The 13,963-nt window shown below is 73.1% G+C and carries 14 protein-coding genes; 12 read left to right on the forward strand and 2 right to left on the reverse strand.

The window, feature by feature from the left end:
• The first annotated feature begins 37 nt into the window (after positions 1–37).
• The 6 genes from HNR21_RS32795 (at position 38) to HNR21_RS32820 (ending at position 5,234) form a co-directional block, all read left to right on the forward strand.
• Complete coding sequence (locus HNR21_RS32795; RefSeq protein WP_182708172.1) at positions 38–1,243, forward strand: HEAT repeat domain-containing protein; 1,206 nt, start codon at positions 38–40, stop codon at positions 1,241–1,243.
• Between the two features lie 40 nt (positions 1,244–1,283).
• Positions 1,284–2,528, forward strand: coding sequence for a HEAT repeat domain-containing protein (locus HNR21_RS32800; RefSeq protein ID WP_182708173.1), 1,245 nt, complete (start codon positions 1,284–1,286; stop codon positions 2,526–2,528).
• 58 nt (positions 2,529–2,586) lie between these two features.
• Positions 2,587–3,264 (forward strand): endonuclease NucS, encoded by a 678-nt coding sequence (nucS, locus tag HNR21_RS32805; RefSeq protein WP_119728869.1) that lies wholly within the window; start codon positions 2,587–2,589, stop codon positions 3,262–3,264.
• Positions 3,265–3,309: 45 nt separating this feature from the next.
• The gene (locus HNR21_RS32810) at positions 3,310–3,708 is read left to right on the forward strand and encodes a DUF3224 domain-containing protein (protein ID WP_182708174.1); all 399 of its coding nucleotides are present in this window, start codon (positions 3,310–3,312) and stop codon (positions 3,706–3,708) included.
• 108 nt (positions 3,709–3,816) lie between these two features.
• A complete protein-coding gene (locus tag HNR21_RS32815; protein WP_182708175.1) occupies positions 3,817–4,401 on the forward strand; it encodes a TetR/AcrR family transcriptional regulator in 585 nt (194 codons plus the stop codon).
• Positions 4,402–4,439: 38 nt separating this feature from the next.
• Positions 4,440–5,234 (forward strand): site-2 protease family protein, encoded by a 795-nt coding sequence (locus tag HNR21_RS32820; RefSeq protein ID WP_119728865.1) that lies wholly within the window; start codon positions 4,440–4,442, stop codon positions 5,232–5,234.
• A 7-nt stretch (positions 5,235–5,241) separates the two neighbouring features.
• Here HNR21_RS32820 and HNR21_RS32825 read toward each other — a convergent pair whose 3' ends face one another.
• Positions 5,242–5,865, reverse strand: a complete 624-nt coding sequence (locus tag HNR21_RS32825) for a hypothetical protein (protein WP_182708176.1) — start codon at positions 5,863–5,865, stop codon at positions 5,242–5,244.
• Between the two features lie 239 nt (positions 5,866–6,104).
• Between HNR21_RS32825 and HNR21_RS32830 the strand changes: the two genes are divergently transcribed.
• The 5 genes from HNR21_RS32830 to HNR21_RS32850 all read left to right on the forward strand — a co-directional run bounded on the left by HNR21_RS32830 (position 6,105) and on the right by HNR21_RS32850 (position 11,195).
• Complete coding sequence (locus HNR21_RS32830) at positions 6,105–7,001, forward strand: ABC transporter ATP-binding protein (protein ID WP_182708177.1); 897 nt, start codon at positions 6,105–6,107, stop codon at positions 6,999–7,001.
• Positions 6,998–7,795 carry an ABC transporter permease gene (locus HNR21_RS32835; protein WP_182708178.1) on the forward strand — a complete coding sequence of 266 codons (798 nt, stop codon included), beginning with the start codon at positions 6,998–7,000 and terminating at the stop codon, positions 7,793–7,795. Before HNR21_RS32830 ends, HNR21_RS32835 begins: the two co-directional genes overlap by 4 nt.
• Entirely contained in the window at positions 7,792–8,994 is a 1,203-nt protein-coding gene (locus HNR21_RS32840) for a sensor histidine kinase (RefSeq protein WP_182708179.1), read from the forward strand. The genes HNR21_RS32835 and HNR21_RS32840 overlap by 4 nt, the downstream gene beginning before the upstream one ends.
• A 16-nt stretch (positions 8,995–9,010) precedes the next feature.
• Positions 9,011–9,640 carry a response regulator gene (locus HNR21_RS32845; RefSeq protein ID WP_182708180.1) on the forward strand — a complete coding sequence of 210 codons (630 nt, stop codon included), beginning with the start codon at positions 9,011–9,013 and terminating at the stop codon, positions 9,638–9,640.
• Between the two features lie 61 nt (positions 9,641–9,701).
• Entirely contained in the window at positions 9,702–11,195 is a 1,494-nt protein-coding gene (locus tag HNR21_RS32850; protein ID WP_182708181.1) for an aldehyde dehydrogenase family protein, read from the forward strand.
• Positions 11,196–11,557: 362 nt separating this feature from the next.
• Here the strand turns inward: HNR21_RS32850 and HNR21_RS32855 are convergent, their stop codons facing one another.
• Positions 11,558–13,183: a GMC family oxidoreductase gene (locus HNR21_RS32855; protein ID WP_220500387.1), complete on the reverse strand. Its 1,626-nt coding sequence runs from the start codon at positions 13,181–13,183 to the stop codon at positions 11,558–11,560.
• Between the two features lie 99 nt (positions 13,184–13,282).
• Here HNR21_RS32855 and HNR21_RS32860 point away from each other — a divergent pair, with 99 nt between their 5' ends.
• Positions 13,283–13,894, forward strand: coding sequence for a cob(I)yrinic acid a,c-diamide adenosyltransferase (locus HNR21_RS32860; protein ID WP_182708182.1), 612 nt, complete (start codon positions 13,283–13,285; stop codon positions 13,892–13,894).
• Positions 13,895–13,963 lie beyond the last annotated feature (69 nt).

The raw sequence follows: 13,963 nt of genomic DNA on the forward strand, positions 1-13,963 counted from the left end.
TCGTCCACCCCTTTCACTCCTGGCACAATCCCACCGTATGAGCAGCATCGCCATCGGCCATGAGGATCCGCTGGAGGGACTGGACCGGATCGACTGGGCGGAGCTGGAGCACGCCTACGGGGAGGCCGAGGACGTGCCCGGCCTGCTCCGCACACTGCGCTCGGCGGACGCGAAGGCACGTGAGGCGGCCCACCGGGAGCTGTCCGCCACCATCTTCCACCAGGGCAGCCGCTACGAGGCCACGCCGCACGCGGTGCCGTTCCTGATCCGCCTGGCCGCCGCACCGGACACCCCGGACCGCGACCAGGTCCTCCGCCTGCTCGCCAGGATCGCCATCGGCTACGACCAGAGCCGGCTGCCCTGGGGGGTGAACCCCGCCGAGTGGCGCACGGAGGTCGCAGAACTCCAGGCCACCGGGGCCGAGGGGATGAGGCGTCAACTGGACGCCTGGGTCGAGGCCGCGCCCGACGACGCCGAACGCAACCGCCGCGACTGGCAGCGCACCTGCTACGACTTCGACAGGCACCTGAGCGAGGCCGTCTGCGGCCTGGCCTCCTACGACGCCGTGCGCGCCGGCGTACCGGCGTTGTGCGGGCTGCTGGAGGACCCGGATCCGGCGGTCCGGGCGGCCGCCGCCCACCTGCTCGGCTGGTTCCCCGAGGAAGCCGACACCGCCCTGCCGCGGCTCCTGCGCGCGACCGGAAGGGAGCCGAACGCGATCGTCTCCGTGGGGCTGCTCGGCGGCCCGCCCCACATCGACCACCTGCGCCCGTACCTGGAGGCGCAGGATCCGACGACGCGCTGCGCGGCGGCGCTCGCGCTGATCCGGCTCGGCGTGACGGAGCCCCGGGTCGTCATGGAACTGGCCGCCGCCCCGGCGAAGGGCCTGCTGTTCCTGAGCGGCGACCTGCGCGGGTACGCCTGGCTGTCGCTGGCGGCACGGCACGACCGGGTCGGCGTGGAGGCGGTCGACACGGTGCTCTCGACGATGTCGCGGATGGACGACCTGGGCACGTTCACCGTCGTGGCCGCCGTGCTGCAACTGGTCTTCGGCCGCCCGGCCGACCCGCTCCCGCCGTTCCCGGAGCTGACCGTGCGGCAGCGGCGGGCGGTGCGGATCCTGGCGGACCTCGACCCGCGGCTCTGGCGGTGGGTGAACTTCACCGAGGTGATCCGCTACTGGAACCTGCCGGACGACCTCGAGGAACTCCGCGCCTACGCGGAGCTGCCGGCGGCCCGCTAGGACACCCGGACTGTCGTACCCGTCCGGAAGAATCCGCGGCATGAACGGCATCGAGCAGGTGTCCGGCGATCCGCTGGCGGGGCTGGACGACATCGACTGGGCGGGGCTCCAGCACGCCTACGGCAGCGCGGAGGACGTGCCCGGGCAGCTGCGGGCACTGCGGTCACCGGATGAGAAGGTCCGGGAGAAGGCGCGGTGGGAGCTGTACGGCAACATCTTCCACCAGGGCAGCCGGTACGAGGCGACGCCGCACGCGGTGCCGTTCCTGATCCGGATGGCGCGCGACCCGGGCACTCCGGAACGCGAGGGCTGCGTGATGCTGCTGTCCGCCATCGCCATCGGCTACGACGAGGCGTGGCTGCCCCGGGGCGCGGATCCGGGACGGTGGCGGGAGGAGGTGGAACGGCTCCAGGCCACCGACCCGGAGCAGGTGCGGCGGGATCTGGAGGCCTGGGTGCAGGAGGCGGCCGACGAGAACGAACGGCGGTCGCGCGAGTTCCGGCTGACCATCCACGACCACGAGGCGAACGTCCGGGCCGCCGTCTGGGAGCTGGCCTGTTATGACGCCGTCCGGGCGGGCGTGCCGGAGTTGACGGGCCTGCTGGAGGACGAGGATCCACGGGTCCGGGCCACGACCGCGTACCTGCTCGGCTTCTTTCCGGAGGAGGCCCCGCGGACGCTGCCCGGCCTGCTGCGGGCGGCGCGGACCGATCCGCACGCGATCGTTTCGGCCGGGCTGGTGGGCGACGCGTCCTGCGCCGAGCGGCTGCGCCCGTACCTGGGCGACGAGGACCCGCTCCGGCGGTGCGCGGCGGCGCTGGCGCTGGCCAGGCTGGGCGCGGCCGACGAGGCGGTGATCGGCGAACTGGCCGCCGTCGCCGCCGAGCCGCCCGGCGCGCAGGACGACGGGGAGGAGTCCGGCGCACCGTTCCTGTTCATGGAGGGCGACCTGCGCGGGTACGCGGCGGCGACGCTGGCGGCGCTGGACGGCGAGGTCGGCGCACGGGCGGCCGAGGCCATGATCGAGGGGCTGGCGCGCACCTCGCAGACGGGCTCGTTCAACACGGCGGCGGCCGTCCTGCAACTGGTCTTCGGAGAGCCGCGGCAGCCGTTGCCGCCGCTGGAGGAGCTGACCGACCTGCAGCGCAAGGCCGTCCGGACGCTGGCCGAGATGGGCCCCGAGACCTGGCGGTGGGGCAACTTCATGGGCATCCTGCGCGCCTGGGGCCTCCCGTCGGACCGTGCGGAGCTGCGCGCCTACGCCCGGGTGCCGTCGGAGGACTGATCCGGGAGATGGCGGAGCGGCCGACCGGGAGCGGGCGGGTTCACTAGGGTGGGGCACCGTGCGTCTGGTTATCGCTCGTTGCAGTGTCGACTACGTGGGGCGGCTCAACGCCCATCTGCCGCTCGCTCCCCGGCTCATCATGATCAAGGCCGACGGCTCGGTCAGCGTGCATGCCGACGACCGTGCCTACAAGCCGCTGAACTGGATGAACCCGCCGTGCACCCTGCGCGAGGAGCCGGGTGACGACGGTGCGGCGGCCAGGTGGACGGTCACGCACGGCAAGTCGGGCGAGCGGCTGATCCTGACGATCACCGAGTTCCTGCACGACTCCAGCCACGAGCTGGGCGTCGACCCCGGCCTGCGCAAGGACGGGGTGGAGGCGCACCTGCAGGAGCTGCTGGCCGAGCACATCACCACGCTCGGCGAGGGCTGGACGCTGATCCGCCGCGAGTACCCGACCGCGATCGGGCCGGTGGACATCCTGTGCCGGGACGCCGACAACATGACCGTGGCGGTGGAGATCAAGCGGCGCGGCGAGATCGACGGGGTGGAGCAGCTCACCCGCTACCTGGAGCTGCTCAACCGCGATCCGCTGCTGGCGCCCGTCCGCGGGGTGTTCGCCGCCCAGGAGATCAGGCCGCAGGCGCGGGTGCTGGCCACCGACCGCGGCATCGACTGCGTGACGCTGGACTACGACGCCCTGCGCGGCATCGAGCACGAGGGCACGCTGTTCTGAGGTGACTGACAGAAGGTGTCAGCTTCTCCCGGAACGATGACCGGCATGACACAGCGAGCGAGCGGCACCTTCGACATCACCGGGTGGGACGAGTACGCCACCGACGCCAGGCCCGGCGGCATCACGCTGGGCCGGGTGCGGGTGACCAAGGCGTTCCACGGGGACCTGGAGGGCACCAGCGTCACCGAGATCCAGACCGTGCACACCGAGTCGGGTCCGGCGGCGTACGTGGGGATCGAGCGCTTCGAGGGCTCGGTGCACGGCCGCAAGGGCACGTTCGTCCTCCAGCACAGCGCCGGAGGGGGCGCCGACGGCCAGTGGCTGACCTGGCGGATCGTGTCCACGTCCGGCACCGGCGAACTGGCCGGACTGAGCGGTGAGGGCCAGATCATCGTGGACGAGGACGGCGGCCACTCCTACACCCTCGACTACGAGCTGCCCTGATCCGTTCCGCGGGGGCACCCGCCGGGCCGGAGACCGGCTCCGGCCCGGCGGATCGCGGCGGATCGCGGCGGATCACGGCGCGTCGGCGCGAACGGTAGCCTTCGGTGCATGCCGCCGGTCAGCACGGACAGCACCCGAGAGCGGATCATCGACGCCGCCGAGAGCTGCTTCGCGCGGTACGGGGTCGCCAAGACCACGGTGGAGGACATCGCGGCGGCGGCCGGCCTGTCCCGCGCCACCGTGTACCGCAGCGTCAGCGGCGGCCGGGACGAGCTGATCCTCGCGGTCATGCTGCGGGAGGTGCAGCGGTTCCTGGACCGGCTGGCGGACCGGCTGCGGCGGGAGAGGTCGGTGCCGGACGCGGTGGTCGAGGGCATCGTGGACGCCGTCTCCCACATCCGGGGACAGCCGCACATGATGCAGTTCCTGGTGCCGGAGGCGGCCGGGCACGCGCACGCGGTGCTGACCGGGTCGGCGGAGCGGATCCTCGGGCTGTGCCGCGACTACGTCCGCCCGTACTTCGCGGCGGCGCAGCGGGACGGCCGGATCCGGGCCGGCATCGAGGTGGAGGGAACGGTGGAGTTCCTGTTCCGGATCATCACCTCGCTGATCGTGCTGGAGCGGGACCGTGACCCGGACGACACCAGGAACTTCCTGCGTTCTTATGTCGTCCCGGTCATCGTGGGCGGATGAGCCGCCACGGCGGAACGGACTCTTTCGAAGGGACGGGCATGGGTACGGTGCACGAGCTGGCGGGCGGCCGGTCGGCGGTCAGGCCGAGTCCGGTGTTCCTGGGGATCGTCGGCCTCACCGTGCTCTGCGGGGTCGCCGCCTGGCGGCAGGGCTTCTACTTCGACGACAAGCTCTCCCAGGTCGCGGTGTTCGGGTTCGTGCTGGCGGGCTGGGTCCTGTCGCTGTGCCTGCACGAGTTCGGCCACGCGTACCTCGCCTACCGGTCGGGCGACCACGGCGTCGCCACCAAGGGCTACCTGACGCTGAACCCGCTCAAGTACGGCGACGTCACCCTGTCGTTCCTGCTGCCGGTGCTGTTCATCCTGATGGGCGGCATCGGCCTGCCCGGCGGCGCGGTGTGGATCGACCGGGGCCGCATCTCCGGCCGGCTCCGCCACAGCCTCATCTCGGCGGCCGGTCCCCTGGCCAACCTGGCGTTCGCGGTCGCCCTGGCGGTCGCCGTCACCAACCTGCGCTCCCCCGAGCACCTGGTGTTCTGGTCGGCCCTGGCGTTCCTGACGTTCCTCCAGGTCACCGCCGCCCTGCTGAACCTGCTCCCGGTCCCCGGCCTGGACGGCTTCGGCATCGTGGAGCCCTACCTGCCCCGCCGCTGGGTCGCCAAGGCCGATGAGGTCGGCGGCTACGCGTTCCTGATCCTGCTGGTGGTGCTGTGGATCCCGCCGGTGAACGAGCTGTTCTTCGACGCCGTCTTCCACGTCACCGGCCTGCTGGGCGTCCAGACCGAGGCCATCAGCGACGGCCTGACCTGGTTCCGCGCCGCCATCGGCATGTGACCCCGGCTCACCGCCGCCAGCGGAGGCGGCCCGGGCCCTTGCAGGTGTAGGTGCGGCCGTAGTACGTGCCCGTGGCGCCGCGCGGGGAGCAGCTCGCGCCCGGCTTGATGGTGCGCGGGGAGGGCCCGCCGTCCTCGGGCTCGGGCTCCGGCGCGGCGGAACGGGTGACCGCGGGCGTCGTGCTGGGCGTGGGCGTCGGGCCGACCGGGGTGGCGGTGACCTCGGGGAGGTTCTCGCGGCACCACGCCGCGGCCGCGTCGGCGAACCTCGCCTCCGGGCCGTCGGCCAGCCGTTCGACCTCGCGGACCCCGGAGGCGGCGGCGTGGATCCGCGCCTCGGTGAGCGCCTCGGCGGCGGCGCCGCTCCGGCCGGCGCGGCGCAGCTCGGCGACCCGCACGATGTCGGCGCACATGGAACGGGCCGCGTCATCGACCTCCGGCGAGGGGGCGGTGCTCCGGGAGGCCGTGGCGGTGGGAGCGGCGGTCCGGCCCGCGACCCCGGCCCGCGGCTTCGGATCGCCCATCAGAGCGCCGCCGATCAGCATCAGGACGAACAACCCCAGGCAGCCCAGGCAGCCGAACCCGACCGCCTTCGCGCGCCTCTTGACGACGGGATCGGGGGATTCGTTCACGGCACTCCATCGACTTCACGTTCGGAAGAACACAGATGACACTTCGTCTGCGGCCATGCACGCCAAAGCATCACCCGGGGGCGGCGTCACGCGGTGCATCGCGCTGAGGAGCGTATCCGGATCGGCGGCGTCCCCGATCAGGACGGGTGCCCCTGCCGGCCGGAACGGCCGCCGCGGCGCACGGGCCGCGCCGGGCGGCGCGCCCTGCGGGCGGTGTCCACCGAACGGTGGACGCAGGGATGACCGGGCGGTCGATCGCCGGGCGCGGGAACGGGCGGGACTCTCGGAGTGTGAGCAGCGCGATACGGGTGCAGGGGCTCGCCAAGCGGTACGGCGACGTGCGGGCCGTCGACGGAGTGGATCTGGAGATCGAGCGCGGGGAGGTCTTCGCGCTCCTGGGGCCGAACGGGGCCGGGAAGTCGACCACGGTCGAGATCCTGGAGGGGTTCCGGAGCCGGGACGCCGGCGAGGTCGAGGTGCTGGGGGTCGATCCGGCGCGGGCGACGCTGGACTGGCGGGCCCGGCTGGGGATCGTGGCGCAGACGACCAGGGAGGCTCCCGAGCTGACCGTCCGGGAGATCGTGCGGCACTTCGCGGGCTACTACCCCGGGCCCCGCGACCCCGACGAGGTGATCGAGGCGGTCGGGCTGACCGGCAGCGCGGGCACGAGGCTGCGGAGGCTGTCGGGCGGGCAGCGGCGGCGGGTGGACGTGGCGCTGGGGATCGTGGGCGATCCGGAGCTGCTGTTCCTGGACGAGCCGACGACCGGGTTCGACCCGGAGGCGCGGCGGGCGTTCTGGGAGCTGATCCGGGGGCTGGCGGACGGCGGGACGACGATCCTGCTGACCACCCACTACATGGAGGAGGCCGAGGCCCTGGCCGACCGGGTGGGGGTGATCTCCGACGGCCGGATCCTGGCCACCGGCACCCCTCGCGAACTGGGCGGAAGGGCCACCGCCGAGGCCGAGGTGAGCTGGCTGGACCCCGGCGAGGGCCGGCGGTCCCTGCGGACGGCGAGCCCGACGCAGGTGGTCGGCGAGCTGGCGGAGCGGTTCGGCGGCGAGGTCCCGGAGCTGACCGTGACCCGCCCGACGCTGGAGGACGTGTACCTGCGGATGCTCGGAGAACGGCGATGACCAGGGCGCTGTCCGTCGGCGTGAGCCGGGGTCTGCTGGAGACGAGGATGTTCCTGCGGGAGCGGGACGCGGTGGTGTTCACCTTCCTGCTCCCGGTGATGCTGCTGGCGATCTTCGGGTCGATCTTCGACTACGAGCTGGGCGAGACCGGGGTGAGCTTCCGGCAGTACTTCACCGCCGGGATGATCGCCACCGGCATCATGTCGGTCACCTTCGTCAACCTCGGCGTGGCGATCGCGGTGGAACGCGACGACGGCACCCTCAAGCGGCTGTACGGCACGCCGATGCCGCGGGCGTCGTACTTCGTCGGCAAGACGGTGCTGGCGCTGATCCTGGCGGTGCTGGAGACGGCGGTGCTGCTGGGGGTGGGGATCGCGCTGTTCGGGCTGGAGCCGCCGGCCGATCCGGGCCGCTGGCTGACGTTCGCCTGGGTGTTCGTGCTCGGGGTGGCCTCCTGCGCGCTGCTGGGGATCGCGATGAGCAGCCTGCCGCGCAGCGGCCGCAGCGCGTCCGGTGTGCTCAACCTGCCGTTCCTGGCGTTGCAGTTCATCTCCGGGGTGTTCTTCGCCTTCGGCCAGCTGCCCGGCTGGCTGCAGCAGATCGCGGCCCTGTTCCCGCTGAAGTGGATGTGTCAGGGGCTGCGGTCGGCGCTGCTGCCGGACGCCCTGCTGGCGGCGGAACCGGCCGGGGCGTGGGAACACGGGCGCATCGCCCTGATACTGGGCGCATGGTGCGTGGCGGGTCTGGCGCTGTGTGCGCTGACGTTCCGGTGGAAGGGCAAGGCGGACGGGTGAACCGCCACGAGTGGGAACGCGGTCTGCTGACCTGGGACCTGCTGTCCGGGGTGATCCTGGCGGCGGCCGCCGCGGTCGTGTGGTTCGACGACGAGCCGCGGGCCGACCGGGTGTGGTCGATCGCGTTCCTGCTGGCCATCCCCCCGCTGTACGCGGTGCTGGCCCGCCCGGTGGTGCGCTCCGGCCGCCCGGGCGGGCCGCGGGGGTTCGCCTACACGGCGGGCGCCATCGGGCTGTTCGCCGCCGCGACCGCGCTGGCGCCGGCCGCCTGGTGTTCGGCGTTCGCCGTGATCACCCATCTGTTCATGGTGCTGCCGGTGGGCTGGGCGATCGCCTCGGTGGTGGTGCTGAGCGTCGGCCCGGCGGTGCCGCAGTTGCTGACCGCCGAGGATCCGGGCCGGGTGGCGGGCGGGCTGCTGGCCAACACGCTGCTGATCGTGACGTTCTCCGCGGCGTTCGGGCACTGGATCGAACGGATCATCCGGCAGAGCCAGGAGCGCGCCGAGCTGATCGAGCAGCTCACCGCCAGCCGCGCCGAGGTGGCCCGGCTGTCGCGGGAGGCGGGCGTGGCGGCCGAGCGGGAACGGCTGGCCGGGGAGATCCACGACACCCTGGCCCAGGGGTTCACCACGATCCTGATGCTGCTGCAGGGGGCCGAGGCGCGGCTGGACGACGGTCATCCCGCCCGCCGCCCGGTCGAGCTGGCCGCCCGTACCGCGCGGGAGAACCTGGCCGAGGCGCGGGCGCTGGTGGCCGCCCTGCCGCCGGCCCCGTTGCAGGAGGCGGCGCTGGCGGACGCGATCGGCCGGCTGGTCGACAGGTTCGCCCAGGACACCGGCGCCGTTCCGCGGTTCGAGACCGAGGGGACGCCCCGCACCCTGGAGCCCAGCCTGGAGGTGGTGCTGCTGCGGGCCGCGCAGGAGGCCCTGGCCAACGTCCGCAAGCACGCCGCCGCGAGCGACGTGCGCGTCCGCCTGTCCTACCGGGCCGACGAGGTGCGGCTGCTGGTGAGCGACGACGGCCGGGGCTTCGACCCGCGGGCGACCGCGCCGGGGGCGGACGGCGGGTTCGGGCTGGCCGGGATGCGGCGGCGGGTGGAGCAGATCGGCGGGACGGTCGAGGTCGCCAGCGCCCCCGGGGACGGCACCGCGCTGACCGTGACGGTGCCGTGCGCGTCGATGTGGCCGGCCACCGCCTGACCGGGAGACGGAACGCATGATCAAGGTGCTGCTGGTCGACGACCATCCGGTGGTGCGCGAGGGGCTGCGCGGGATGCTGGCCGCCGAGCCGGACCTGGAGGTGGTCGGCGAGGCGGGCGGCGCGGCCGAGGCGGTGGCGGCGGTGGGCCGGCACGAGCCCGACGTGGTGCTGATGGACCTGCGGATGCCCGGCGGCGACGGGGTGGAGGCCACCGCGCGGGTGCTGGCCCGCCGCCCGCGGACCCGGGTGGTGGTGCTGACCACGTACGAGACCGACGCCGACATCCTGCGGGCGGTGGAGGCGGGGGCGGCCGGCTACCTGCTCAAGGACGTCGGCCGGCGGGACCTGGCGCAGGCGGTCCGGGCGGCGGCGCGCGGCGAGACGGTGCTGGCCCCGTCGGTGGCGGCCAAGCTGGTGTCGCGGATGCGTGCCCCGGTGGACCTGTCGCCGCGCGAGATCGAGGTGCTGGCGCTGGTGGCGCGGGGCCGGACGAACGCCGAGATCGGCCGGGAGCTGTTCATCAGCGAGGCCACCGTCAAGACCCATCTGCTGCGGGCGTTCGGCAAGCTCGGGGTGAGCGACCGGACCGCGGCCGTCACCGCGGCCATGGAACGGGGGATCCTCGGCTCCCCGGGACGGCCCTAGAGTGCTTTACTGGACCCAACGTCTGAAAGCGATTGCTTACTGAGCTCTCCCGGGAGGTCTCATGTCCGTGGCGACGGAGAGCACCACCTTCACATCGCTGAACCCGGCCACCGGTGAGGTCGTCGGGGAGCATCCGATCCACGACGAGGCGGCCGTCGCCGCGGCCGTCGCCCGCGCCCGCGAGGCCGCCGAGTGGTGGCGCGAGCTGGGCTGGAAGGAACGGCGGCTGCGGCTGCTCAACTACAAGGGCGCGCTGACCCGCAACCTCAACCGGGTCGCCGAGCTGGTCCACCAGGAGACCGGCAAGCCGCTGATCGACGCCCAGCTGGAGATGGTGCTGGCCATCACCCACCTGGACTGGGCCGCCCGCAACGCCCGCAAGGTGCTCGGGCCGCGCAACGTCTACCCGGGGCTGGCCGCCATCAACCAGAAGTGCGTGCTGGAGTACCAGCCGCTCGGCGTGGTCGGCGTGATCGGCCCGTGGAACTACCCGGTCTTCACCCCGATGGGCTCGATCGCGTACGCGCTGGCCGCCGGGAACGCGGTGGTGTTCAAGCCGTCGGAGTACACCCCGGGCGTGGGCCTGCTGCTGGCCGAGCTGTTCGGCACCGTGGTCACCGAGAAGCCGGTGTTCCAGGTGGTGACCGGGCTCGGGGCGACCGGCGCGGCGCTGGCCCGCAGCGGCGTCGACAAGATCGCCTTCACCGGCTCCGGTCCCACCGCCCGCAAGGTGATGGCGGCCTGCGCGGAGAACCTCACCCCCATGGTCGCCGAGTGCGGCGGCAAGGACGCGTTCATCGTCGACGCCGACGCCGACCTCGAGGCGGCGGCCGACGCCGCGGTGTTCGGCGCCATGTCCAACGCCGGGCAGACCTGCGTGGGCGTCGAGCGGATCTACGTGGTGGAGAGCGTCTACGACGAGTTCCTCGGCAAGCTGGCCGACAAGGCCAAGGGGCTGCGGCCCGGGTTCGACCGGGAGGCCGACTACGGCCCGGTCACCATGCCCGGCCAGCTCCCGATCATCGAACGGCACATCAAGGACGCGCTGGGCAAGGGCGGCAAGGCCGTGGTCGGCGGCCCCGAGTCGGTCCGCGAGCCGTACGTCGAGCCGGTCATCATCACCGACGTGCCCGACGACTCGGCGGCGGTCTGCGAGGAGACGTTCGGCCCGACCATCACCGTGCACAGGGTCAGGGACGCCGAGGAGGCGCTGGAGAAGGCCAACCGCACCTCCTACGGGCTGGCCGGGACGATCTTCTCCGGCAGCAGGTCCCGGGCGATGGACCTGGCCCGCCGGATGCGGTCCGGGATGACCTCGATCAACGCGGTCATCGCGTTCGCCTCGGTGCCGGCGCTGCCGTTCGGCGGGGTCGGCGAGTCCGGGTTCGGCCGGATCCACGGGGCGGACGGGCTGCGCGAGTTCGCCCGCGCCAAGGCCATCACCCGGCAGCGGTTCAACCTGCCCACCAACGTGGCCTCGTTCTCCCGCACGGACAAGGACATGGCCCGGCTGCTGCAGATGATCAACATGCTGCACGGCAAGCGCTACAAGTGACCGTCCCGGGCGGGGCCGCGGCCTAAGACCCCCGGCCCCGCCTAAGACCTCCTAAGACCCTCGAGATAGGGCGTCGTCCCGATGTGGCGGGTGCCGTCTTAGCGCGAACCTCTAAGTGTCGGGCCGGACTGGCCGGTCCGGCCGAGAGGAGAGACGCGATGCACCCCGACATGTCGAAGGCGATCATCAACGACCGGGTACGCCGGATGCGGGAGGAGGCCAAGGCCGCCGCGAAGGCCGCCAAGGCGAAGGGCCGCCGGAAGTGACCCGGCGGCAGCGGCCGCCCGCCCTGCCCGGCTGTCGCATGGGAGCCAGGACCCCCTCGTCCTCCTCGGAGGCGAGGGGGTCTTCGCCGTGGCGCCTCAGACCGTCGCCGGGGGCAGCGGTGCGCGGCCCCTGATGAGGTCGGCGGCGCGTTCGGCGATGGCGATGGTGGGGGCGTTGGTGTTGCCGCGCGGCACCGCCGGCATCACCGAGGCGTCCACCACCCGCAGCCCCTCCACCCCGCGCACCCGCAGCTCGGGGTCGACGACCGAGCCCTCGCCGCCGCCCATGGCGCACGTGCTGGTCGGGTGGTAGACGGTGACGGCCTCCCGCCGCACCCACTCGCGCAGCTCCTCGTCGCCGTCGACCTGCTCGCCCGGGGACCGCTCCCCCTGCACCATCCGGGCCAGCGGACCCGTCGCGGCGATCTGCCGGGCCTGCCGCAGCCCGGCGACCATGATGTCCACGTCGGCCTTCTCGGTCATGTACGCCGGGTCGATCAGCGGCTTGGCGTGCGGGCTGGCCGAGCGCAGCGTGATCCGGCCCCGGCTGGCGATGGCGACCGCGGTGACGAACACGGTGAACTGCCGCTGCGCCACATCGGTGAGGCCCTGGTTGACGTACGGGGTGGGCAGCACGTGGTACTGCAGGTCGGGGGCGGGCAGCCCGTCGACCGTACGGGTGAAGCCGCCCGCCTCGGCGATGTTGGAGGCCAGCGGCCCCCGGCCCAGCGCCGCCCACATCGCGAAGTACCGCCCGCCGGAGGTCTCCCAGATCGCCTTGGTGTTCGGGGTCGCCCACAGCGCCGGGGCGATCAGGTGGTCCTGCAGCCCCTCCCCCACGCCCGGCAGGTCGACCAGCACGTCGATGCCGTGCTCGCGGAGCCGGTCGGCGGGGCCGACGCCGGACAGCATGAGCAGCTGCGGGCTGTTGATCGCGCCGCCCGACAGCACCACCTCGGCCTCGGCGCGCGCCTCGACCTGCTCGCCGTGCAGCTCGTAGCGGACGCCCACGGCCCGCCCGTTCTCGATGACCACGCCGGTGACCAGCGCGTCGGTCCGCACGGTCAGGTTGGGCCGGTCCATCGCCGGGCGCAGGTAGGCGTCGGCGGCCGACCAGCGCCGGCCGCGCCGCTGGGTGACCTGGTAGTGCCCGACCCCGTCCATCTCGGCGCCGTTGAAGTCGTTGTTGGCCGGCAGCCCGTACGCCCGCGCCGACTCCACCCACGCCCGGGTCAGCGGATGCTTGAACCGCAGGTCCTCCACCCGCAGCGGCCCGCCCACCCCGTGGTACTCCGACTCGCCGCGCTGCTGGTCCTCGGCCTTCTTGAAGTACGGCAGCAGGTCGGCGTACCCCCAGCCCGCGCAGCCGTAGACGTCGCGCCAGGTGTCGAAGTCGTACCGGTGCCCCCGGATGTAGATCATCGCGTTGGTCGACGACGACCCGCCGAGGGTGCGCCCGCGCGGCCAGTACACGCTGCGCCCGGCCGCGTGCTCCTGCGGGGTGGTGGCGTAGTTCCAGTCGTACGGGCCCTGCATCAGCGAGGCGATGCCCGCCGGGATGCGGATCTCGGGGGCGTCGTCCGGCGGCCCGGCCTCCAGCACCAGCACCCTCGTCTGCGGGTCCTCGCTCAGCCGGGCGGCCAGCACGCAGCCCGCGCTGCCCGCCCCGACGATGATGAAGTCGTACACGACCGCCTCCGAGTGCCCAGACGTAAGCGACAAGAGCGACAGGGTACCGAGCTGACATCATGGCACTCACCAGGGCGAAACGTCAGCGCCCGGACCGCTCGGACGCGGCCCGCGGGTCCTAGGGTGTTCGGTATGCCGAAGAACGAGGACACCCCCGTCGTCCTGTCCCGGATCTACACCCGCACCGGGGACGACGGCACCACCGCCCTGGGCGACATGTCACGGACCCGCAAGACCGACCCCCGCCTGGCCGCCTACGCCGACGTGGAGGAGGCCAACGCCGCCATCGGGGTCGCCCTCGCCCTCGGCTCCCTCCCCGACGACCTGCGCGCCCTCCTGGTCCGCGTCCAGAACGACCTGTTCGACGTGGGCGCCGACCTGTGCAACCCGATGACCGACGACTCCGCCGCCGAGTACCCCCCGCTCCGCGTCGAGGAGTCCTACGTCACCCGGCTCGAGGAGGCCTGCGACCGGTACAACGCCGACCTGCGGCCGCTGCGCAGCTTCATCCTCCCCGGCGGCACCCCCGGCGCCGCCCTCCTGCACGTCGCCCGCACCGTCGCCCGCCGCGCCGAACGCTCCGTCTGGGCCGCCATCGAACACCACGGCGCCGCCCCCGAGGGCACCGTCAACCCCCTCACCGCCCGCTACCTCAACCGCCTGTCCGACCTGCTGTTCATCCTCTGCCGGGTGGCCAACGCCGCCCACGGCGACGTCCTGTGGAAGCCCGGAGGGGAGAGGTAGCCCCGGCCACGACGGTCCTGCCCGGTTCCCGGGAACGGTGGGGCTATCCCCACCTCGAAGAGGCTGGGG

Source organism: Thermomonospora cellulosilytica (genome assembly GCF_014138835.1).
Taxonomy (GTDB): domain Bacteria; phylum Actinomycetota; class Actinomycetes; order Streptosporangiales; family Streptosporangiaceae; genus Thermomonospora; species Thermomonospora amylolytica.

What these genes read in the sequence shown, in the direction of transcription:
- HNR21_RS32795 (WP_182708172.1), top strand. Translation starts at nt 38, where the DNA reads ATGAGCAGCATCGCCATCGGCCATGAGGATCCGCTGGAGGGACTGGAC.
- HNR21_RS32800 (WP_182708173.1), top strand. Translation starts at nt 1,284, where the DNA reads ATGAACGGCATCGAGCAGGTGTCCGGCGATCCGCTGGCGGGGCTGGAC.
- HNR21_RS32810 (WP_182708174.1), top strand. Translation starts at nt 3,310, where the DNA reads ATGACACAGCGAGCGAGCGGCACCTTCGACATCACCGGGTGGGACGAG.
- HNR21_RS32815 (WP_182708175.1), top strand. Translation starts at nt 3,817, where the DNA reads ATGCCGCCGGTCAGCACGGACAGCACCCGAGAGCGGATCATCGACGCC.
- HNR21_RS32820 (WP_119728865.1), top strand. Translation starts at nt 4,440, where the DNA reads ATGGGTACGGTGCACGAGCTGGCGGGCGGCCGGTCGGCGGTCAGGCCG.
- HNR21_RS32830 (WP_182708177.1), top strand. Translation starts at nt 6,105, where the DNA reads ATGACCGGGCGGTCGATCGCCGGGCGCGGGAACGGGCGGGACTCTCGG.
- HNR21_RS32835 (WP_182708178.1), top strand. Translation starts at nt 6,998, where the DNA reads ATGACCAGGGCGCTGTCCGTCGGCGTGAGCCGGGGTCTGCTGGAGACG.
- HNR21_RS32845 (WP_182708180.1), top strand. Translation starts at nt 9,011, where the DNA reads ATGATCAAGGTGCTGCTGGTCGACGACCATCCGGTGGTGCGCGAGGGG.
- HNR21_RS32850 (WP_182708181.1), top strand. Translation starts at nt 9,702, where the DNA reads ATGTCCGTGGCGACGGAGAGCACCACCTTCACATCGCTGAACCCGGCC.
- HNR21_RS32860 (WP_182708182.1), top strand. Translation starts at nt 13,283, where the DNA reads ATGCCGAAGAACGAGGACACCCCCGTCGTCCTGTCCCGGATCTACACC.